16 protein-coding genes and 1 other RNA gene are annotated in these 22,522 nt (G+C 62.6%); 12 read left to right on the forward strand and 5 right to left on the reverse strand.

Annotated features, from left to right (window positions below):
* Positions 1 to 19 precede the first annotated feature (19 nt).
* Entirely contained in the window at positions 20 to 1,318 is a 1,299-nt protein-coding gene (locus J2X24_RS17455) for a hypothetical protein (protein WP_209724452.1), read from the reverse strand.
* A 102-nt stretch (positions 1,319 to 1,420) separates the two neighbouring features.
* Positions 1,421 to 2,512, reverse strand: a complete 1,092-nt coding sequence (locus J2X24_RS17460) for an Mrp/NBP35 family ATP-binding protein (protein WP_209724454.1) — start codon at positions 2,510 to 2,512, stop codon at positions 1,421 to 1,423.
* 76 nt (positions 2,513 to 2,588) lie between these two features.
* Between J2X24_RS17460 and miaA the strand changes: the two genes are divergently transcribed.
* The 6 genes from miaA (at position 2,589) to nhaA (ending at position 11,051) form a co-directional block, all read left to right on the forward strand.
* Positions 2,589 to 3,440, forward strand: a complete 852-nt coding sequence (gene miaA, locus J2X24_RS17465; RefSeq protein ID WP_209724456.1) for a tRNA (adenosine(37)-N6)-dimethylallyltransferase MiaA — start codon at positions 2,589 to 2,591, stop codon at positions 3,438 to 3,440.
* 63 nt (positions 3,441 to 3,503) lie between these two features.
* Positions 3,504 to 5,507: an alpha/beta hydrolase family protein gene (locus J2X24_RS17470; protein WP_209724458.1), complete on the forward strand. Its 2,004-nt coding sequence runs from the start codon at positions 3,504 to 3,506 to the stop codon at positions 5,505 to 5,507.
* A gap of 104 nt (positions 5,508 to 5,611) precedes the next feature.
* The gene (locus J2X24_RS17475; RefSeq protein WP_209724460.1) at positions 5,612 to 6,412 is read left to right on the forward strand and encodes a FadR/GntR family transcriptional regulator; all 801 of its coding nucleotides are present in this window, start codon (positions 5,612 to 5,614) and stop codon (positions 6,410 to 6,412) included.
* 138 nt (positions 6,413 to 6,550) lie between these two features.
* Positions 6,551 to 7,741: an aldose epimerase family protein gene (locus J2X24_RS17480; protein WP_245344837.1), complete on the forward strand. Its 1,191-nt coding sequence runs from the start codon at positions 6,551 to 6,553 to the stop codon at positions 7,739 to 7,741.
* Positions 7,742 to 7,753: 12 nt separating this feature from the next.
* Positions 7,754 to 9,568 (forward strand): IlvD/Edd family dehydratase, encoded by a 1,815-nt coding sequence (locus tag J2X24_RS17485; RefSeq protein WP_209724462.1) that lies wholly within the window; start codon positions 7,754 to 7,756, stop codon positions 9,566 to 9,568.
* A gap of 292 nt (positions 9,569 to 9,860) precedes the next feature.
* On the forward strand, positions 9,861 to 11,051 hold the full coding sequence (gene nhaA / locus J2X24_RS17490; protein ID WP_209724464.1) for a Na+/H+ antiporter NhaA: 1,191 nt from the start codon (positions 9,861 to 9,863) through the stop codon (positions 11,049 to 11,051).
* Here nhaA and J2X24_RS17495 read toward each other — a convergent pair.
* Positions 11,023 to 11,871 (reverse strand): alpha/beta hydrolase, encoded by an 849-nt coding sequence (locus tag J2X24_RS17495; RefSeq protein WP_209724466.1) that lies wholly within the window; start codon positions 11,869 to 11,871, stop codon positions 11,023 to 11,025. The two genes, nhaA and J2X24_RS17495, sit on opposite strands and share 29 nt — an antisense overlap.
* A 540-nt stretch (positions 11,872 to 12,411) precedes the next feature.
* Between J2X24_RS17495 and J2X24_RS17500 the strand changes: the two genes are divergently transcribed.
* The 6 genes from J2X24_RS17500 (at position 12,412) to J2X24_RS17525 (ending at position 19,627) form a co-directional block, all read left to right on the forward strand.
* On the forward strand, positions 12,412 to 13,755 hold the full coding sequence (locus J2X24_RS17500; protein WP_209724468.1) for an MFS transporter: 1,344 nt from the start codon (positions 12,412 to 12,414) through the stop codon (positions 13,753 to 13,755).
* Between the two features lie 247 nt (positions 13,756 to 14,002).
* On the forward strand, positions 14,003 to 14,845 hold the full coding sequence (locus J2X24_RS17505) for a methyl-accepting chemotaxis protein (RefSeq protein ID WP_209724470.1): 843 nt from the start codon (positions 14,003 to 14,005) through the stop codon (positions 14,843 to 14,845).
* Between the two features lie 35 nt (positions 14,846 to 14,880).
* Positions 14,881 to 15,233: a transfer-messenger RNA gene (ssrA, locus tag J2X24_RS17510) on the forward strand.
* 253 nt (positions 15,234 to 15,486) lie between these two features.
* The gene (locus J2X24_RS17515) at positions 15,487 to 16,002 is read left to right on the forward strand and encodes an SspB family protein (RefSeq protein WP_209724472.1); all 516 of its coding nucleotides are present in this window, start codon (positions 15,487 to 15,489) and stop codon (positions 16,000 to 16,002) included.
* Positions 16,003 to 16,100: 98 nt separating this feature from the next.
* Entirely contained in the window at positions 16,101 to 18,599 is a 2,499-nt protein-coding gene (locus J2X24_RS17520) for a serine hydrolase domain-containing protein (protein WP_209724518.1), read from the forward strand.
* Between the two features lie 149 nt (positions 18,600 to 18,748).
* A complete protein-coding gene (locus J2X24_RS17525; RefSeq protein WP_209724474.1) occupies positions 18,749 to 19,627 on the forward strand; it encodes a DUF72 domain-containing protein in 879 nt (292 codons plus the stop codon).
* Positions 19,628 to 19,768: 141 nt separating this feature from the next.
* Here the strand turns inward: J2X24_RS17525 and J2X24_RS17530 are convergent, their stop codons facing one another.
* Positions 19,769 to 20,128, reverse strand: coding sequence for a RusA family crossover junction endodeoxyribonuclease (locus J2X24_RS17530; protein WP_209724476.1), 360 nt, complete (start codon positions 20,126 to 20,128; stop codon positions 19,769 to 19,771).
* A complete protein-coding gene (locus J2X24_RS17535) occupies positions 20,128 to 22,428 on the reverse strand; it encodes an ATP-dependent helicase (RefSeq protein WP_209724478.1) in 2,301 nt (766 codons plus the stop codon). The genes J2X24_RS17530 and J2X24_RS17535 overlap by 1 nt, the downstream gene beginning before the upstream one ends.
* Positions 22,429 to 22,522 lie beyond the last annotated feature (94 nt).

Genomic DNA, 22,522 nt, shown 5'->3' on the forward strand with positions numbered 1-22,522 from the left:
TCCATGGGGAGGAGAAACGTTAAGGAATCAAGCCGCCGCCCAGGCCCTGCTTGACCAGTTCGCCGAACATCCCGCTCTTCTTCTTTTTCTTCCCATCCGACTTTTCGCCGGTCTTGCCGTTTTCCTGCGCCGCCGCCATGCCGAGATCCTGCCCCAGCAGTCCGCCCGTCGTCGACCGATAGCGTACCTTGGTCTGCCACTGGATGTTCCAGGGCGTGTTCACATCCTCAGGCCGCGGCGGATACGACATAACCGTGTCGCCGCCATAGGCGGTTACCCCGTACATCAGGGCCTGGGCAGCGTTGCCGACCTCGGCCGGCACGGTGCAGCCCGTAGCCGTTCCCGGCAGCAATGCCTTCTTGGCCTGCAGGCGCTCAACATCGTTGGCCGTCAGATATTCCGGCGACAGGCCCATGAACGGCGTCTGCATCTCGGCCGAGGTCCACATCACCACCGTATTGTCCTGGCCGCCGCCGACGGCCGTGACAATAAAGCCCTTCGAACGCGGCATGGCGGCCCAGCTCAGCGGCACCGCGCCCGACGTGGTCTTGTCATTGCCGGTGATATTGATCGCCGGCAGGAAGTCCTGCGACGGATCAAGAGTGAAATTGATATCGGGGCTGAAGGCGGCCTTGATCGTGTGCGCGCCGGCCAGCGAATCGTCGCCTTCAAACACCCTGGTGTTCTTGACATTGGGCCACTCGGTATAGCCTTTGGCGGTAGACGGCAGCGGCCCTACGACATTGTCGAGCGTCAGGCTGCCGGCCGGCACCATCTGCTTCAGCATTTCGACGCGCGCCGCCGGATCGGCCAGTTTCGACAGATCGAGCACGACGGGTTGGTTTTTCGGCGCGTGTTCACCGCACCCCCAGAAGATCAGGATCTTGCCTTTGGGCGGCTCGTAGCTGTCGGGCGCCGTGCGCTCCGGCGTCTCGACCGGCCCCGCTTTCGCCGCCTTCCAGTAGAGCGGGAGGGGCTTGCCACCGTTCAGGCCGACAGGCGGCAGGTGTGTTCCGACAGCTTCGGCCGGCGCGGCATTGGTCGATCCCAGGCGCAGATTCAGGGAATGCGAAACATTGTCGCCGCCCTTCATCATGTTCATGATTGAGCCCATGGACGGTTTGCCGCCGGCTCCTCCCAGCGTCATGCCGGAATTGGTCTTTGTGTCGACCCAATAGGTAGCAACCGGTCCGGTCACGACCTGCTTGGCGGCGGGTTTGGTGGCCGGCTTGGCCGTAGGTTTAGATGCCGCGCCGGCATGACCGGCGAAAAGCGATAAAACGATCAGGCCGACAGCGGCGCGCGAGGACGAACGCATGTGATAGCCTCCCCAGGCTTTATTGAAATGGCGGAAATAAGCGGTATTGAAACACCTCTATATTACGCGTATTCGATTGCATTCGTAAATAACGAAGTTCGCTTAAGCCGCGAATATGCCCTGAATGGCCTTGGCCATGGCGCGGAACCGGGCCGCCAGTTCGCCTTCGGGGTCGGTCGCGACAAGTGGCTGTCCTTCGTCGCAGCCACGGCGCAAGGCCGGATCGAGCGGCACTTCGCCGAGGAAGGCCACGCCTGCCTGTTTCGCCATCGCTTTCGCGCCGCCACGGCCGAAGATTTCCATTTCCGAGCCGTCCGGGCCTTTCAGATAGGCCATGTTCTCGACGACACCGAGCACTTTGATTCCGGTCTTCTCGAACAGCGTGATGGCGCGGCGCGCGTCCGACAAGGCCATTTCCTGAGGCGTCGACACCACCACCGCGCCATCGATCACCGTCTTCTGCGTCAGGGTAAGCTGGACGTCGCCGGTACCGGGCGGCAGGTCGACGATCAGCACGTCCAGTGGTGCGTCTTCGGTGCCCCAGCGCGTCTGGGTCAGGAGCTGGGTCAGGGCCTGCGACGCCATGGGACCGCGCCAGATCATGGCCTGGTCGGCATCGACCAGGAAGCCGACCGAATTGGCCTTGATACCGAAGACTTCGAACGGCACCATCTTCTTGTCGTCGCCGAATTCCGGCGGCCGGCGTAAGCCCAGAAGCGTCGGCGCCGACGGACCATAGATATCGGCATCGAGAAAACCGACGCTCAGACCATTGGCGGCGAGACCCAGCGCCAGGCTCAGGGAGACAGTTGACTTGCCGACCCCGCCCTTGCCGGATCCCACAACGATGACCTGACGTACATGGTCGGGACGCGCCGACGCCACCGGCGCCTTGGGCTTGCCGTCATTGACCGCGCGATCGGACAGCCTGGCGCGCGGCGGCGTGCCGGGCGCTTCGGCGGTCAGGGCGACCTGGGCCTTGCTAATGCCCGGCAGGCCCGAGAGAATCTTTTCCGCCGCCTGCTGGACCGGCTGATAACGCGCGACCAGTTCCCGCGGTACCTCCAGCATGAAACCGGCACGATCTTCGCTGACCACCAGTCCACGCACCATGCCCGCATCGCTCAGCCCCAGGCCGGTGGCCGGATCGGTGACGCGGTTCAGTTCTTTGAGCACAGTATCGCGGTCGAGCATCCTGGACTTTCTTGACGCTGGTAAATTCGCCCGTCACATAGGCGCTTTAAGACGCGCTTGAAAGGGCTAATCCGCCGTGTCCGCACCGATCTATCTGCTGGCCGGGCCGACGGCATCGGGCAAGTCCGCCAAGGCGCTCGACTGGGCGGCGCGTACCGGCGGCCTCATCCTTAACGCCGATTCCATGCAGCTCTATGCGGACGTGCCGGTCCTGACCGCGCGGCCGGACGCCGCCGATATGGCGAAGGCCGAGCATGTGCTTTACGGTCACCTGCCGCCGGACGCCCTGTGGTCGGCCGGCGAATGGCTGCGCGCTGTCATGCCTTTCCTCGACACGGCGCGTGACGGCGGCCGGCCGGTCTGCGTCACCGGCGGCACCGGTCTCTATTTCAACAGCCTGGTGCGCGGCCTGGCCGAAATCCCGGAAATCGACGATCCTGTCCGGGAACGCGCGCGCGGCGACTACGACACCCTGGGTGAAGCGACACTTCGCGAAAAGTTGAAGCATGCAGACCCGCGTTCCGAAACGCGAATCCTGGCCAATGACCGCCAGCGCCTGACGCGCGCCTGGGAGGTGTGGCTGCAAACCGGCATCGCCTTGAGCGACTGGCAGGACCGGACGACGCCTGCCCTACCGGACACTTCCTACGAACTGGAAATTCTGAGACCCGATCGCGAGGCCCTCTACGCGCGATGCGATAAACGGCTCCAGGAGATGCTCGACCAGGGCGCGCTCGATGAGGTCCGCGATCTGATGGAACGCGGCCTGCGTCCCGACTGGCCGATCATGCGCGTGCTTGGCTTAAGCGAATTCGCCGCCCACCTGGAAGGCCGGATAAGCCTCGAGGCCGCACTCGAACTGGCACGGCAAAAGACCCGCAACTACGCCAAGCGGCAGATGACGTGGTTCCGCAATCAGTTCGGTTAAGCGAATCTTGCGGATTTGCGCGCTCCACGCTACCCTGAACGGATATTGGGGGGAGATTTCCACATGTCAGAATTTTTGAGCCGCCGTGGCGTGCTCGGTGTATCCGCCGGCCTGACGGCGGCCGCGACCATCCCTGAACTGGCGTGGGCGCAAAGCACCGATGCCGCCGCCAAGCCATCGGCACCGACAGAACCCCGGCCCGCGGTCGCCACCTACGCCCAGACGCCCATGGTCGACCAGATCGCCCTGTCACCGGACGGCAAGCGCGTCGCCGTGGTGACCCAGAAGGACGACACCAACTATCTCCTCTTTTTCGATGTCGCCGACCAGAAGGTAAAGACAATAGGCCTCGGCCAGGCCAAGGTCCGCGACCTGATGTGGGGCAGCAATACCCATGTCGTCCTGACCACTTCGGCGACCATCAGCCTGCCGATGTTCGCCGGCGGCCGCCACGAATTCTACCTTGGGCGCAGCATCGACCTGAACACGATGAAGGTCCGCACCTTCTTCGCGCGCGAAGACAAGTATTACGGCATCGTCTTCGGCCACATGCAACGCATCAAGGTCGACGGCGAATATCGTGTGACCGCCGCGAACCGCCACATGGCCGACGGCTATGAATTCAACCTGTTCAGTTTCGGCTTCGACAGCGAAGTCGGCAAACGGCTGGTCCTGGGCAATAACGCGACCAAGGAATTCGTCGTGGCCCCCGACGGCCGGCCCGTCGCCTACGCCGATTTCGATGATGACCGCAAGCAGTGGGACCTCTACTTCAACACGGCGCTGCAAAAGGGCAAGGTCGATTTCAAGCGCGTCTACATCCAGAAGGGCGAGGCGCTCAACTACCCCGATCTGCTGGGCCTGGGCCGCGACGGCAATTCAGTGGTTATTCGCGTCTATACCGGCGGAGACGACGACCAGATCGGCTTCCGGGAAATTTCGGCTGACGGAACCTTGAGCGAGCCACTTGATCCTGAGGGCGCCGGAAAGCCGCGCTCGGCCCTGTTCCACCCGACAACCTGGCGGCTGGCCGGCTTCAGCCGGAACGACGACTGGTTCACCGAAGAGTGGTCCGATCCTCTCATGAAGAAGCTCTACGACGCCCTCCCCCAGGTCCTGGGCCAGGGTGCGCGGACCCGCATCGCGAGCTACGCCGAAGATCCGCGCAAGATGATCGTCTACACCGAAGACGCCCGCGATGCCGGCAGCTACTTCTTCTGCGACTTCACCAACGGCGATGTCATTTCGGTAGCGGTCAACTACCCCGATCTTCCGCAGGAATGGATCACGGAAAAGCAGGCCATAGTCTATAAGGCCGCCGACGGCCTGGAAATCCATGGCTATCTCACCCTGCCGCCCTTCAAGGAGGGCAAAAACCTGCCGCTGGTCGCCCTGCCGCACGGCGGGCCGCACGCGCGCGACCGCATCAACTTCGACTGGCAGTCCCAGGTCCTGGCGGCCCACGGCTACGCCGTGCTTCAGCCCAACTTCCGCGGCTCCAGCGGCTATGGCAGCGACTTCGCGATCGCGGGTTACGGTGAATTCGGCCGAAAGATGCAGACCGATATTTCCGATGGCGTCCGCTACCTGGCGGCCAAGGGCATTGTCGATCCCAAGCGCGTCGCCATCATGGGCGCCTCCTACGGCGGTTATGCCGCCCTGGCCGGCGCGACGCTCGATCCAGGCGTCTATCGTTGCGCCGTCTCGGTGGCCGGCGTGACCGATCCCAGAAGCTTCATCGAATATGTCGACATGCAGACCGGCGACAGCCAGACCTCCGTCCTCTACTGGAAGCAGCTTATGGGCACGGGCCGCGAAAGCGACGGGATATCGCCCGTGAAACAAGCCGCCAAGGCCTACTGCCCCATCCTGCTCATGCACGGCAGCGACGACACGATCGTGCCGATCGATCAGAGCAAGCGCATGGACAAGGCCCTGAAGGCCGCCGGCAAGCCGGTCGAGTTCATCACCTACAAGGGGCAGGACCACTGGGAGACGCGCGGCACGGCGCGCGTGGCGATGATGGAGGCGGCCTTGAGCTTCCTGCAAAAGCACAATCCGGCCTAGGCGTCGCGACGAAACACAAGTTTACTCAGACAAAAGAAGGGGTTGGCGGAAATTCTCGCGAAATTTTCTTTGTCAAACCATCGCTTAGGTGGCATGACAAACATATGAAAAAGCCGTCCGCGACCTTGCCGCCGACCGAAGGCCGTCTGAAGGGCAGCGCCGCGCATCCCCTGCGCAGCGACCCGACCCTTTCGCAGACTCCGCCCTATCAGAACCAGGGCCGGTTGCACGGCGCCCTGGCCTACCGGCTGGGCGTCGATATCCTCAAGGGCGTCTACCAGTCGGGCGAGACCCTGCCGAACGAGATCGATTCGTCGTCGTCGCTGGATATTTCGCGTTCGGCCTATCGCGAGGCCATCCGCATCCTGGCCGCCAAGGGCATGGTCGAGAGCCGTCCCAAGACCGGCACGCGCGTCACTGAACGGGCGCGCTGGAACCTGCTCGATCCGGAAGTGCTGGGCTGGATGTTCGACACCGAGCCAAGCCAGGACTTCATCAAGGCGTTGTTCGAACTGCGTCTGATCACCGAACCCGCCGCGGCCGACCTGGCCGCGCAGCGCCGCACCGACGCCGATATCGCTTCCATGCGCAATTCGCTCGACATCATGGCCCGCGAGACGCTGCAGACCGAAGCCGGGCGCAAGGCCGACCGCGAGTTCCACCGCACCCTGATCGGCGCGACGCAGAACGAGGCCCTGGTCTCTCTCTCAAGCTCCATTGAGGCGGCGGTCGCGTGGACGACGCGCTATAAGGCGCGGCATAATGCCCTGACGCGCGATCCCGTCCCAGACCACGAGCGGGTATTCGACGCCATCGCGGCCGGTGACGGAAGTGCGGCGCGCTGGTGCATGGAATCACTCATCCGCATGGCGCTGCAGGACACGCAAAAGGCCGCTGCACACTGAGATTTGCGCGAAAATCTCAAAAAGCGATGCCAAACGGCGATATGTAGTATTTTTATATTGTCTGACCAATTAGCCGGGGTTATGACGTGACTTCGCCCGCCGGAAGAGCGGAGCGCAATCTCAAGGAGTGACCGCACCATGATGATGACCTCCACCTCAGCCTTCAGGAAGGCTGCCCTTGTCGGCACGCTCAGCGCCCTGATCGCGCTCGGCGCCTGCTCGAAGCCGGCGGAAAAGACCGAAGCCGCCGCGGGCGCCACGGCCACGCAGGCCGAATGGGGCGCGCTGTCCGACGGCACCAAGGTCCAGGCCGTTGAACTGAAGAATTCCAAGGGCGTCACCGCCCGCGTCATCTCCTACGGCGCCACGCTGCAGGACCTGATGGTCCCGGACAAGGACGGCAAGGCCGCCGACATTGTCATCGGCTATGACAATATCGAAGGCTATGAAAAGACCCCGAACTACACGGGCGTCACCGTCGGCCGCTACGCCAACCGCATCGCCGGCGGCAAGTTTACCCTCGACGGCAAGACCTATACGCTGGCCAAAAACAACAATGGCGCCACGGCGCTGCATGGCGGCGTCAAGGGCTGGGACAAGCGTAACTGGACGATCAAGGACGTGAAGTCGGGCGGCGATGCCGCTTCGGTCACCCTGCAATACGTCTCGCCGGACGGCGAAGAAGGCTACCCCGGCACGGTGACCGCCGAAGTTACCTATACGCTCAATGAAAACAACGACCTGACCGTCTCTTACAAGGCCACGACCGACAAGCCGACCGTGGTCAACATGACCAACCACTCCTTGTTCAACCTCGGTGGCATTCCGGCGACGCGCCCGGCGACCGACGCGATGCTCAAGATCGAATCCGACGCCATCCTGGCCGTCGACAAGGTGCTGATCCCGAACGCCGAACTGCCGGTCAAGGGCACGCCGTTCGACTTCAATACGCCGGCGCTTATCTCCGAGCGCATCACGTCGAACCACCCGCAGATCGTCATCGGTAACCAGGGCATCGACCATAACTACATCATCCGTGGCGGTGTCACGGCGACGCCGAAGCTGGCCGTCACCATCGAGGACAAGACCTCGGGCCGCGGCATGACCATCTCGACGACCGAACCGGGCATCCAGATGTACACCGGCAACTTCCTGGACGGCACCATCGCCGGCAAGGGCGGCCAGAAGCTGACCAAGTACCAGGCCGTCGCCTTCGAAGCCCAGCGCTATCCGGATAGCCCGAACCAGCCGAAGTTCCCGACCACGCGTCTCGATCCGGGCCAGACCTATACCCAAACCACCGTCCACCACTTCTACACCGTAAAGTAAGTCCGACATCTGATGACCTCCTCCAGCAAGCCCTCGCGCACGCCCAAGGTTCCTTTGCGTTCGCGCGCGTGGTTCGACAATCCGTCGAACGCCGACATGACCGCGCTCTATCTTGAGCGTTATCTCAACTTCGGCCTGTCGCTGGAGGAGCTTCAGTCAGGCAAGCCGATTATCGGCATCGCCCAGACCGGCTCGGACCTCAGCCCCTGTAACCGCCACCACCTCGCCCTTGCCGACCGCATCCGCGACGGCATCCGCGAGGCTGGCGGCATTCCGCTGGAATTCCCGGTTCACCCGATCCAGGAAACCGGCAAGCGCCCGACCGCGGGCCTCGACCGCAACCTGGCCTATATCGGCCTGGTCGAAGTCCTGTACGGCTATCCACTGGACGGCGTTGTCCTGACCATTGGCTGCGACAAGACCACGCCCGCCTGCCTGATGGCGGCGGCGACCGTTAACATCCCGGCCATTGCCTTGAGCGTCGGCCCGATGCTGAACGGCTGGTACAAGGGTCAGCGCACCGGCTCCGGCACCATCGTCTGGAAGGCGCGCGAACTGCTGGCCGCCGGCGAGATCGACTATCAGGGCTTCATCAAGCTGGTGGCGTCTTCTGCGCCGTCGACCGGCTACTGCAACACCATGGGCACGGCGACGACGATGAACAGCCTGGCCGAAGCGCTCGGCATGCAGTTGCCCTATTCGGCTGCCATCCCGGCGCCGCACCGCGACCGCCAGGAATGCGCCTACAAGACCGGCCTGCGCATTGTCGACATGGTCTATGAAGACCTGAAGCCGTCGGACATCCTGACCAAGGACGCCTTTATCAACGCCATCCGCGTTAACTCGGCCATCGGCGGCTCGACCAACGCCCCGATCCACCTCAACGCCTTGGCGCGCCACATCGGCGTCGACCTGAAGGTCGAGGAATGGCAGGAATACGGTGAGGAAATCCCCTTGCTGGTCAACCTGATGCCCGCCGGTGAATATCTCGGCGAAGACTATCACCATGCCGGCGGCGTGCCCGCCGTCGTCAAGCAGCTGATGAACCAGGGCCTGATCAGGGAAGACGCCCTGACCGCCAATGGCAAGACGATCGGCGAGAACTGCAGGGACGCGGTCACCGAAGACGTCAATGTCATCAAGCCGTTCGACCAGCCGCTGAAGACCCGCGCCGGCTTCCGCGTCCTGTCCGGCAACCTGTTCGATTCGGCCGTGATGAAGGTCAGCGTCATTTCGCCGGAATTCCGAGAACGCTACCTGTCGAACCCGAACGATCCGGAGGCCTTTGTCGGCCGCGCCGTCGTCTTCGACGGTCCGGAAGACTATCACCACCGCATCGACGACGAGAGCCTCGGCATCGACGAGAACTGCATCCTGTTCATGCGCGGCGCCGGTCCGGTCGGCTATCCGGGCGCGGCCGAAGTCGTCAACATGCGCGCCCCGACCTACCTCATCAAGCGCGGCGTCACCAGCCTGGCCTGTATCGGCGATGGCCGCCAGTCGGGCACCTCGGGTTCGCCGTCGATCCTGAATGCATCGCCGGAAGCGGCGGCGGGCGGCAACCTGGCTCTGCTCAAGACCGGCGACAGCGTCCGCGTCGACCTGAACAAGGGCACGGTCAATGTCCAGATCAGCGACGAAGAGCTGAAGGCGCGCCGCGATGCGCTCGAAGCCGCCGGCGGCTACCAGTATCCGAAGAGCCAGACGCCGTGGCAGGCCATGCAGCGTGCCAATGTCGGCCAGATGGGCTCGGGCGCCTGCCTGGAGGACGCGGTGGACTTCCAGCGCATCGCCCAGACCATGGGCCTGCCCCGCGACAACCACTAAGGTTTTCGGTTATATCCAATCGACAAAAAAGCCCTTTCCGTTCGCGGGAGGGGCTTTTGCTTTTCCTCCTCCCCGCTCGCGGGGAGAAGGTGGCCGATAGGCCGGATGAGGGGCAGCCTCAGCTATTAATTGACTCATGGCTGTCCGATGACCACTCAAGGTCTTGTTCCGACTACAGCTAGCCCCTCACCCTAACCCTCTCCCCGTAAACGGGGAGAGGGGATTACAGGTCGATTTTGCGTGTGTGCCGGGCAAAAATCCCTATGGTAACGCCATGAGAGGAGTCGCCAGCATGATCCGCAAGACCGTAAGCATGACCGCCGCTTTCCTGAACAGCGAAGCAGCGGGCGGGATCATTCTCATGGCCGCCGCAGCAGCAGCCATGGCGATCGCCAATTCGCCGTGGGCCGAAACCTATTTTCACACGCTTCACATCTATGTCGGTGGCCTGAGCCTCCTGCACTGGATCAACGACGCCCTGATGGCCGTCTTCTTCCTGATGGTCGGATTGGAGATCAAGCGCGAGATGCTGACCGGGCAGTTGTCCGACTGGCCACGCCGGGCGCTTCCCGGCATCGCGGCGGCGGGCGGGGTGATCGTGCCGGCGCTGATCTACCTGCTGTTCAATCGCACCTCACCGGAGTCGTTACGCGGCTGGGCGATACCTACCGCGACCGATATCGCCTTCGCCCTGGGTGTCCTGGCGCTTCTGGGGTCGCGCGTGCCTGTGGCGCTGAAGGTTTTCCTGACCGCCCTGGCCATCATCGACGACCTGGCCGCCGTCGTCGTTATCGCCGTCTTCTATACGGCCGACCTGTCCCTGTTGTGGCTGGGCTGCGCCGTCGCCGGCCTGGCGGTCCTGCTGCTCTTCAACCTCCTGAAGGTCAAGGCGCTGTGGCTTTATCTGGCTGTCGGCGCCCTTGTCTGGTTCTTTGTCCTCAAGTCCGGCATCCACGCAACCCTCGCGGGTGTGGCGACGGCTCTGTTCATACCGCTGCACACGCATAAGGGGCAGGAGGATGACCACCATTCGCCACTGGTCCGGTTGGAGCACGCCCTGCACAAACCGGTGGCCTTTCTGATCGTCCCCATATTCGGTTTTGCCAATGCCGGCGTTTCGCTGGCGGGATTTACGCCGGACATGTTGCTGACCCCCATACCGCTTGGCATCGCGGCCGGCCTGTTCTTCGGCAAGCAGGTGGGCGTGTTCGCGGCGTCATGGCTGGCAATCCGGCTCAGGCTGGCGCGCCTGCCCGACGGCACGACCTGGCCGCAGCTTTATGCGGTATCGGTCCTGACCGGCATCGGCTTCACCATGAGCCTGTTCATCGGGCTTCTCGCCTTCCCGACAGCCCCGCAAGCACAGGACGCCGTCAAGATCGGCGTCCTGTGCGGTTCGCTTGCTTCGGGCCTTGCCGGCTATCTGCTGTTTTGCCTTATCAGGCCAGGTCTTGCTAAAGGAGGCGGCCGGCGATCCAGCTGATCGTCTCGGCCGCCACCTTTTCGCGGCCGGTATCGGCGAACAGGTCGTGGTAGTGGTCTTCGTACAGCTTCAGCGTCTTGTCCTTCGCACCGGAGTTTTTATAGAATTCCTTACTGCCGGCCGGCAGGGTCGCCTTGTCGGACGTACCATGCATGATCAGGGTCGGCACGGTAATCCGCCCAAACGAGACGCGCAGGCGATCCCCGCCCCGCACCATCTCAGCCACGGTTTTGAGGCATTGCGTTTCGTTCAGGGTCAAGGGATCGCTGTTCAGCTGCCGAACCATTTCGGGATCGCGCGAGAAGTGGGCATTGTTGAGTTTCAACGCCGGCGCCTTAGGCAGGAAGGCGCTGAGGAACTTGACAATAGCCAGGCCTCCCGGCGGCGCCGGCACGCGATAGGCAAAGCTTTCGCAGATAAAGCCCTTCACCTTGTCCTGGTTGTCGAGGACATAGGCGGCGCTGACCACGCCACCGGCGCTGTGGCCCAGGACGAAGAGCGGCAGGCCCGGATGCCGCGCGATGGCGATATCGGCCACGCCCGCGACGTCGGCGACATAGTCGCTGAACCGGTCGACCCAGAACCGCTCGCCGTCGGATCGGCCGCGTCCGCGCATGTCGCCGGCATAGACCGCAAATCCGGCCAGAATAAGCTGTTGCGCCAGCCAGCCGTATTGACCGCTGTGCGAATTGAAGCCGTGGCACAGGAGGACAACGCCGCGCGGCGTGCCCGTGGGCAACCATGACCGGTAAAATATCTTCAGATTGTCCTGGCTGATATAGGTCGCCCCGGTTGTCGGGATCGCAAGGGTATCGGGCATGCTCGTCTCCGTTCACTCGGTTAAAGAAAACCCCGGTCGGGGCGGTACGAGGACTTGAGAATTCGGAATCGGAATAATTTCGGGGATCCGAACCAGGCTTTTGCTTCAGCGGGATATGTGGGCCGCAAACCGTTCGGAGATACAGGCCTTATCGCGCTAACGCGGCACGCAATTAAAGCGCGGCCTATATGCCGCCATGCTCCCCCTGTGCGGATTTTTTACCCGCGTAGGTTTAACTATGCGCCTGATTAACCAAGCGCGCAAGTATCGCCTGTCAAATTGTACCGGGAGACTGCGCCTGCCCTAACCCGGAAAAATGCCCAGGGAAATATCCGCTCACAATTCCCGCCATGCGGTATTTTGGCCTGATCATGGGCGTGAGGTGGTTTTACCAGTAAAACAACTGTATGATTTATTACACTATTTTTGTTTTTAATTTGTCTTGCCACCGGTGTCATTTCCTGGCTAGTATGCAGCCATAAAAAAACAGGTTACACCTGGGTTAAAGGCCAACAGAAGTTGCTATTATAGGGAAAACGAATGCCGCAGGACTCCGCCGCCGCGTCATCGCTAAAACCGGGCAAGTACAGATGGGTTATCTGTATCCTGCTGCTGGTGGCGATGGTCATCAACTACACCCACCGTCAGACCTTCGCGCTCCTGAAGGACACGGTCGGCCCTGAACAGGGCTGGACCGAACAGACCTACGCGGATATCGTCTTCTGGTTCCAGACGGCCTACGCCATCGGCTATGTCACCTTCGGCGGCGTTATCGACCGCATCGGCGCCCGCGCCGGCTATGGCATCGCCTTCGCCATCTGGACGGTCGCCCATACCCTGACGGGCTTCGTGGGCAACGCCATGCAGTTCATGGTCGCCCGCTTTGCGCTGGGCATAGGTGAATCGGGCGCCTTCCCGGCCAGCCTCAAGGCAATCGCCGAATGGTTCCCGCAAAAGGAACGGGCGCTTGCCGTCGGCATCTTCAATGCCGGCTCGAACCTCGGCGCCATCGTCGCGCCGTTCGCCGTCCCGCTGATTACCTTGGCCAGCGTCAACATGACCTTCGGCAGCTACCACGTCCAGATGGACGGCCTCGGCTGGGGCTGGCGCGCCACCTTCTTCGTCACCGGCATCGGCAGCATGATCTGGCTTCTGGCGTGGTGGCTTATGTACCGCAAGCCCCAGGAGCACCCCAAGGTCAACGCCGCCGAACTGGCCCTGATCGAAAGCGATCCTGCCGACAAGACGGCCAAGGTGCCGTGGAGCAAGGTCATCATGGTCAAGGAAACCTGGATGTTCGCCATCGGCAAGTTCCTGATCGACCCGATCTGGTGGGTGTGGCTGTTCTGGCTGCCCGACCTGCTGAAAAAGAACTACGGCCTCGACCTGTCCAGCTTCGGCCTGCCCATCATCGCCATCTACCTGATGTCCGACGTGGGCTCGGTGGCCGGCGGCTGGCTGTCCTCGACTCTGCTCAAGGCCGGTATCAGCGTCAACCTGTCGCGCAAGCTGACCCTGTTCATCTTCGCCCTGTTCGTCATGCCGGTCTTCCTGCTCGACGGCGTCAAGGACCTGTGGACCGCCGTCCTGATCATCGGCATCGCCACCGCCGCCCACCAGGCCTTCTCGGCCAATCTCTACACCCTGCCGACGGACACCGTGCCGCGCGCCGCCATCGGCTCGATCATCGGCTTCGGCGGCATGTGTGGCGCCATCGGCGGCATGCTGATGTCGAAGAATGTCGGCTTCATCCTGGAAACGACCGGCTCCTACAAGACGATCTTCTGGATCGCCGGTTCGGTCTACCTGATCGCCGTGATCGCCATTCACCTGATCAGCCCGAAGCTGGAACGCACCACCAAGCTGGACGGCGTCGCCTCCTAAGGCTTTCGCCCCCGCTGAGTACCAAGACCCGGATCGTCCCGCGCGATCCGGGTTTTTTGTATCTCGCTGGCCGGGACGCGCCTGGAGCATGATGCGTTTAAGTCGCACCGCATCATGCTCTAGGTTTTTGTTTTATTGCGATATTTGGCCAAAAGCCGCTGCACACTTTTTGGCATATCGCTCTAACATTTTGCTTATCATTTCGCGTTATGCTGACAGGACAGACCCGTCTGCAGGGAGCGTACCCGTGTCCATTCGTGCCAGAATCCTCGCCCTTGTCGGCTGTTTCGCCGCCATGTCGCTCATCGTCACATTTCTCGGCCTGACGACGATCGGCGATTACAATCGCATGATGCGCGATTACGACCGCGCCTATGAAAACGCCTGGCGCGGTGAGCGCCTGAACCATTTAGTCAGCAACGTCGTCATGGAAACGCGCGGCCTTTACATCGCCCGCAGCGATGCCGAACTGCAGGGGTTCGTGGGCGGACTGAACCGCAACCTCGATGAGCTCGAAGTCCTGATGAAGCTGTGGAAAGGTGAGGAAGCCTCCCTCGTCTCTGGCATGGAAGGCGACGTCGCGGCCTTCATCGCCCTGCGCCGGGACGTCGCGCACCTGGCGGGCTCCGGCAAGATGGAAGCCGCCTATGCCAGGTCCACCGGTTCGCGCAGCGACCGCATCGCCTTCCAGGGCAAGGTCGAAGGGATCGTCCAGCAAACCCTGAACGATCTCAGCATCGCCAAACAGCGCGCCGACCAGTTCAATCGCCAGCGCGCGCTCGAATTCCTGATTGCCTGCCTCACCGGCATAATATTGCTGGCGATCCTGTCGCTTTGGATCATCGCACAGTTCATCACCAAGCCTTTGCGCGCCCTGGCTTCGGCCATCATCCGCACTTCGAAGGGCGACTACGAACTGCCGCTGGAAGCCCAGAAGGAAGCCGGCGAGGCGAAGGACGAGGTCGCCAGCGTATGGAAGGCCCTGGCAGTGCTCAAGGAACGCGCCGTCGAGGCCGAACGCCTGGCCCGGGCGCAGCGTGAAGCCGAGCGCCAGGCCGAACTGAAGCTGCGCGAACTGGTGCTGGACTAAAAAGGACAATGTTTCCCTAAATCATTCCAATCCGGGGGCTTTCAACTGTGGCAGGGACGCACTATATTGGTTGTGTTCGGGCAACCGGACTATGGGGATAAACGCCCACGTAATAAGCGAACTGGACCCGGGTGCGATTCCCGGCGGCTCCACCATTTCACCCGGCTTAGGGGTTTATGGGGCCGATCAGCATCGACAGGCGTGTAAAGGTGAAGCTTTCCCTCGGCATGGGCTCCCGCGATCGGCCCATTTTATAACTGCGAACGATAACTTCGCTTCGGAGCAAGCCCTGGCCGCGTAATGCGGTTAGGCAGTTCCACCTAAACTCCTAGGGACTAAGCCCCCTAGGCGGGGCCCGGCAGGCGCCTTGCAACAGAAGCCTGCCACCTTTCCCTCGCCAACTCAGACGCAAAGCACGAAGCCAGCCTTTTGGTGTCGTTCAGAGCCAACAGCATCCGACCGGATGCCGGCGGCTATCCGCCGCGTCCGCTTAAGGCCTGCGCGCAAGCGCATGGCCGCGAGCGAAATAAACGCGCGAGATAACGCATTTTTGTCCCGCCGCGAACTTTTTTAGTTCCGTTTTGCGGGCTGCGTGATAAGCCTGCTTCTGCTCCAATCCCTTTAGGTTTATGCTGCCGCCCATGTCCGAAGACCAGGTCCCTGTCGATTTGATGGACTATGCTTCCATCACCCAGAATGCGCTTCGCGGCGTCATTCGCCAGGCCCTGCTGCGCGCGGCGTCTCCGGAAGGCCTGCCCGGCGAGCACCACTTCTACATCACCTTCCTGACGCGCGGTCAGGGCGTATCGATCCCTGAAGACCTGCTGGCGCGCTATCCGTACGAAATCACCATCGTCCTCCAGCATCAGTTCCGCGACCTGCGCGTCGCCGAGGACTTCATGCGCGTGACCCTGACCTTCGGCGGCGTGCCCAAGATCCTGACCGTGCCATACGCAGCGATTTCGCGCTTCCACGATCCGCACGCCCAGTTCATGCTGGAATTCGAAGCCGACGATCCGGCGGCCCTGACCCAGGATCTCGACCCGGCCATGGGCGAAGCCGAGACGGCAGCGGCGGCGATCAGCGAAACCGACGGCGCCAAGGACGAGGCCGACGGCCCCAAGATCGTTTCGCTGGACCAGTTTCGCAAGAAATAGATTTCGCCAAAAAAGTCGGGCGAACCACAGCAGAATCGCATAGTTTCTTAAGCTTGGATTGCGCGTAATCGGCGGACAAGCAGCGGACCTTGAAACAGATGAAATGGCGGCGTTTGACGGCAGGGCCCACGGGTTTTCATGGTGAGAAGGCCCGGTTTACATTCCTGGCGCGCGCGCTCGCCGGCGCGGGCCTGGCTACTGTCCTCGCCTTTGCCGGTCCGGCGGCGCCGCAAGACGGCCGCCCGCTTCCCGAACTGAAACCCTTCGTGCCGCAGGCCCAGCCAGCCGCGCAGCAACCGGCGCCGGCGGCGCCCCCGCCTGCCGCTGCGGCTCCCGCACCGTCTTCACCGGCCACGTCCTCGGCCAGTGCCAGCGCAACGTCCGCGGCGCCGCGACGTCCACGTCCGGCGCGGGCTGCCACGACGGCAACGTCCTCCGCCGCTCCGGCCCCAACGGTCACAACCACCGCGCCGCGTCCGCCCGTTCAGGCTGGTACACAGCCGGCGCCCCAGAACGCCCCTCCGGTTGCACCGCAACCGGCGCCTCAGCCCACCGGCGCGCCCGCCACCTTCCCGACCGTTAACGGTGCGCCGGGCGTGGCGGCACCACCGCCGACCGCCCTGCCGGCATCGACGACCCTGGCGCCGCTGGCGCACGACGCCTCGACGCCCATCAGCGCCGAGGATGTCGAGACCTTCACCGATTCCGTCGTGCGCGCTCTCATGCAGCGCGACCACGTCATGGGCGTCACCGTCGCGGTCGTCCAGGGCAATACACCCATCCTGGTCAAGGGCTACGGCTACGACCGCACCTCGCCGGCGCGCCGGGTCGACGCCGCCAACAGCCTGTTCCGCCTGGGGTCCATCACCAAGACCTTCACCTGGGTCGTTGCGCGTCAGGAACTCGAAGCCGGGCGCATCAAGATGGACGAACCCATCGGCACCTATGTCACCGCCGACGTCTACAGCGACCGCAAGAAATACAAGCCGCTGACCCTGCGCGCCCTCATGAGCCACACGAGCGGTTTCGAGGACACCAGCCTCGGCCACCTGTTCGAACTGAACCCGGCGCGCCTGAAAGGGCCTGACAGCTATTTCCGCCAGCACAAGCCCCGCCGCGTCCGCGAGCCTGGCCTGTTCAGTTCCTACTCCAACTTCGGCCCCGCCCTGGCGGCGCGCGCCCTGACGCAAACCGCCCAGGCCAAGGACGTGCCGAGCCTGATGGAAGCGCGGGTCTTCCAGCCACTCGGCATGGACCACACCACCCTGCGTGAACCCTATGCCCTGCCGGCGTCGAACGTCGAGGATCTGCCGCCGCCCATGCCGGCTGGACTGACGCAAGGGCTGTCGCAGGGATACCTTTGGGACGGCGCGACCTTTGAGCCACAACCGTTCGAGCATGCCGCGCCGCTGTCGGGCGCGCTTGGCGCCTCATCGACCGCCAAGGACATGGCGCGCTTCATGTCGCTGATGCTCGGCAACGGCCAGTACGAAGGCGTCCAACTCTTCAATGCCGATTCCGCCCGCGCCTTCCACACGCCGCTGCTCAAGATGCCGGAAGGTTATAATGGCTGGGCATCGGGCCTGATGATCCGCGAGGCGCCATCGGGCCACACGACGATCGGCCACGCCGGCTCGACCCTGTGGTTCAATTCGAACATGGTGCTGGTGCCGGAACTGAATATCGGCATCTTCATCAGCACCAATACGCAGACCGGCGCGCCCCTGGCCGATTCCTATCCCAACCTGCTGATCGAGCACCTGGCGGGCGTGCAGGGCCATGCGCCGTTGACGCCCACGCCGGAGCAGGCCTATGCCGCCAACAAGGCCTACTACAACGCCATCAAGGGCCAGTATGTCTCGACCCGGCGCGCCTATGGCGGGCTGGAGGGCGCGATCACGCGGCTGATCAACACGGTCGAGGTCGATGTCGACGCCGACGGGCGGCTGATCCTGACGACGCGTAACGGCCTGTCGGCCTTCGTGCCGTCGACGGCGCGCGGTTTCTTCAATCCGCAGGACAGCGAAGATCCCGGCCCGGCGTCCCAGACCGGCGGCCTGCACTTCCTGTTTGACGCCCAGGGCAAGACAGTCAAGGCGTTCGAGACCGCGACCAATATGAGCCGCTACGAACGGGTCGACGTCTTTCACAGTCCCGAAGTCGTGCACGCCATGACGGTAATCATGGTGTTGACCTGCCTGGCGGTCTTCGCCTCGCTGATGATCCGGCCAGGCCGCAATGAGCGCCCGACCGAATGGCAGGCGCGGGCGACCATCATATCTCTGGGCCTCGCCGCCTTGTGGCTGCTGTCCATCTTCGTCTTCCGGCAGTGGCTGGAAGGCCTGTCTGACGACGCCACGTCGCTGTTCAGCGACTGGCCGGCGGCGCCGGTCAAGGTCGCGGCCTGGGTAGCGCTGCTGGCGGCGATCGGGACGGTCTTCCAGGCCGCCACCTTTGTCTTTGTCTATGCCGAAGGCCGCTATGGCGACGACTGGCCGCTGTGGCGCAAGTACCTGCATGGCGCGCTGGTCTTCTACTGGCTGCTGTTCGTCATCGTTATCGCGATGTGGGGCGGACTTGCGGCCTGGAGCCGCTAGATCGGAATGATTCAGGTGGAGGCAATCACTCCGATCTAGGTTTTCGTTTGGTCGCGATATTAAGGCGAAATCGCTTACACTTTTCGCCATATCGCTTTGACGGGCTTAGTCCGATTGAGATTTGATTTTTTGACCGGCAGTCTGCGGGCATGGCAGACAGCAGTTCAGACATCGTTTCCGCTACCGACAAACCGCTCAGCAAACGCGCCGAACGGAGAGCCAAGCAGCGCGCCGCCAACCCGATGCGCGCCGAGAAGATGCACAAGTACCGGCTGGAACATCCCATCGCGCCGGTATCCGTCGAGTTGCCGCGGCTGAACATCGGCTGTTCGGGCTGGTTCTACTGGGACTGGAAAGGCATCTTCTACCCCAGCCAGATGCCAACCAGCCAGTGGTTTCCGCATTATGCCGAGACCTTTGATACGGTGGAGATCAACGCCTCCTTCTATTCATGGCCAACGGTTGCCGGCGTAAAGGCGTGGATGAAGGGGCTGCCGGAGACACCGTTCGTCTTTACCGTCAAGGCCAACGAGCTGATCACCCATATCCGGCGGTTCGAGGATACGGCCGGGCTGGTCGAGGATTTCGGCTATGTCGCCGACCTGTTGGGCGAACATATGGGCTGCCTGCTGTTTCAGCTGCCGCCGAGCGTAAAGTATGACCCGGAGCTGTTGCGGTCGATCGTGGCGCAGCTTCAGCCTGGACGGCGTAATGTCGTCGAGTTCCGTCACGCCAGTTGGTGGAATGCGGAGGTCTATGCGGTCTTGCGCGACGCGGGCATCATGTTCTGCGCCACCAGCGGGCCAAAGCTGCCCGACGATTTGATCCGCACGGCCGACGAAATCTATGTCCGGTTCCATGGGACGACCGCGTGGTACAATTACCGCTATTCCGATGCGGAACTGGCCGACTGGGCGAAACGGATAGAAGATAGCGGCGCCAGGCGGGTGTGGGTCTATTTCAACAATGACTACCACGGTAATGCGATTGATAACGGCAAGGCGTTGCGTGAACTGTTAGGCGGATGAGCTTATGGGGTGTGGGGTCCGCGACCCCACAAAACCTTCTTGATCCAAAAGAAAAGCCCCGCCCCCTAAAGGGCGAGGCTTTCCTTTTGGAATAGATAAGTCTTGGGGCCGCAGGCCCCACACCCCGTAAGTTTATCCGCGCTAGCGCTTCAACGCATACACCTTGATCGTAATCTGCTCCCGCTCCCCCGGAAACCGTTCGACCAGCAACCGCGCCACTTGGCTGTCGTCGTGAAAGACAAAGCCCTTGATCGCGTCGAGCAAGGCCTTGGCCAGATTGTCGAGGTCCATCCACGGCGGATCGCCGATGTGCTCCATGCGGATTTCCACGGCATGGTCACCCCAGGCGGCCCGGCTCCCCTTCCACTGCTTGCGGAAGAATTCATAGACCAACGGCTTGTAGTACTTTCCTTGCGTCGTCAGCCCGTCGATCAGGATTTCGATCCCGTCAGACGTCTCGCGCGCCCGCACCTTACCGTGGGAAATCCATTCTGCGTCCATCACGCCCGGTCGACAAAGCTGTCGATGACCTTCTTCTCGCCGCCGGTCTCGAAATCAACCACCAGCTTGTTGCCATCGGCCTCAACGACCAGACCGTAGCCGAACTTGATGTGGAAGACCCGTTCGCCGACGATGATGTTCTTGCCCTGCGGCTTGGCGGCTACCGGCTGGCGATGCGGGGTCGGCTTGGGCGCCAGGCGCGACATGTCGACACCGCTGAGATTGCTGTGGGCCGGCGCCGATGGCGAGGCTTCGCGCTTGGTGTAGTTGGGCTCGTAACCCGCGCGGTCCCAGCGCGACTGCTGCGACGTCCAGCCCTGATTGCCATAACCGGTTTGCGACGAGGCCTCGACATGATCGATGGGCAATTCGTCAACGAAGCGCGACGGAATCTGGTTCGTCCAGCGGCCATAGACCTGGCGGTTGGCGACGAAGCTGACCTTCGCCTCCTCGCGCGCCCGCGTCAGGCCGACATAGGCCAGGCGCCGCTCTTCCTCAAGCGACTTGAGGCCGCCCTCGTCCATAGAGCGCTGCGACGGAAAGATGCCTTCCTCCCAGCCCGGCAGGTAGACAACCGGAAACTCCAGTCCCTTGGCCGCATGGAGCGTCATCAGCTTGACGCTGTTCTGGCCGCTGTCGCGCTCCAGGTCCATGACCAGCGCGACGTGCTCCAGGAAGGCTTCGAGATTGTCGAAGGCCGCCATCGAGTCGCCCAGTTCCTTCAGGTTATCAAGACGCGTCTGGCCCGACGTCTTGTCGGCGCGCTGCATGTCGTAATAACCACTGTCGGACAACAGGGTGTCGAGCACGGTCTCGGCCTTCATTGATTTCGACAAACCGACCCAACGGTCGTAGTCGCGCAGGAAGGCGATCAGCGGCGTGCGGGTGCGTGTCGGCAGTTCGTCGGTGTCGACCAGGTCGCGCACCGCGGTCATGACGCTCTGGCCCGACAGCCGCGCCTGCTGCAGCAGCTTTTGCACAGTGGCGTCACCGATGCCGCGCTTGGGAACATTGATAATGCGCTCAAACGCCAGGTCGTCGTCCTGCGACTGGATCAAACGCAGATAGGCGATGGCGTCGCGGATTTCGGCGCGTTCGAAGAAGCGCGGGCCGCCAACGACCACATACGGAATCTGCAGCATGACGAAGCGTTCTTCGAAGGCGCGCATCTGGAACGAGGCGCGCACCAGGATCGCCATGTCCGAATAGGTCCGGCCGGACTTCTTCTGCCGCTCGATATCCTCGGCGACGAACTGTGCCTCGGCCGCACCATCCCAGATGCCCTGGACGCGCACCTTGTCGCCGCCGGTCTGGTCGGTGAACAGCGTCTTGCCCAGGCGCGCGCTGTTGGCCTTGATCAGGCCTGACGCCGCGCCCAGGATGTGTTTCGTCGAGCGATAGTTGCGCTCGAGTCGGATGACCTTGGCGCCTGGAAAGTCGCGCTCGAACTTCAGGATGTTGTCGACTTCCGCGCCGCGCCAGCCATAGATCGACTGGTCGTCGTCGCCGACGCAGCACAGGTTGCGCGAGGCATTGGTCAACAGGCGCAGCCACAGATACTGGGCGACGTTGGTGTCCTGGTATTCGTCGACCAGCACGTATTTGAAGCGCGCGTGGTAACGTTCGAGGATGTCGGGATTTTCGGTCAGCAGCTTCAGATTATGCAGCAGCAGGTCGCCGAAATCGCAGGCGTTCAGGATGCGCAGGCGCTCCTGGTACATGGCGTAGAGCTTCTGGCCCTTGCCATTGGCGAATTCGGTGCCGTCCCCCTTGACCTTGTCCGGCGACAGGCCCTTGTTTTTCCAGGCGTCGAGATGCCATGCGAACGACTTTGGCGTCCACCGCTTCTGGTCGATATTCTCGGCCTCGAAGATCTGCTTGATCAGGCGCACCTGGTCGTCGTCATCGAGGATGGTGAAGCTCGACTTCAGGCCGACGACCTCGGCGTGGCTGCGCAGGATCTGCGCCGCGATCGAGTGGAAGGTGCCGAGATTGCGCAGGCCCTCCGCCGCCGGCCCGACCAGACGCTCAGTCCGCTCGCGCATTTCGCGCGCCGCCTTATTCGTAAAGGTGACGCACAGGATTTCCCATGGCCGCGCCAAGCCCGACTGCAGAATATGGGCGATGCGCGTCGTCAGCACGCGCGTCTTGCCGGTGCCGGCGCCGGCCAGGACCAGCACGGGACCTTCGGTGCTGCGGACGGCGTCGAGCTGTTCGGGGTTGAGGCCCTCGAACATGGTGGCATTGGGCACGCCGCGCGGGCTGGCCAGTTCACTGATCTTGGTGGTTACCGATTCCATTCGCGCAATTTAGTACGCCTTATGTTCCGCTCCAATGGCTTTATGTGGAGTTTTTGCTTGTCGCATTATTTTGTCGGAAACCGCCGCACACTTT

Source organism: Asticcacaulis solisilvae, assembly GCF_017875235.1.
Lineage (GTDB): Bacteria > Pseudomonadota > Alphaproteobacteria > Caulobacterales > Caulobacteraceae > Asticcacaulis > Asticcacaulis solisilvae_A.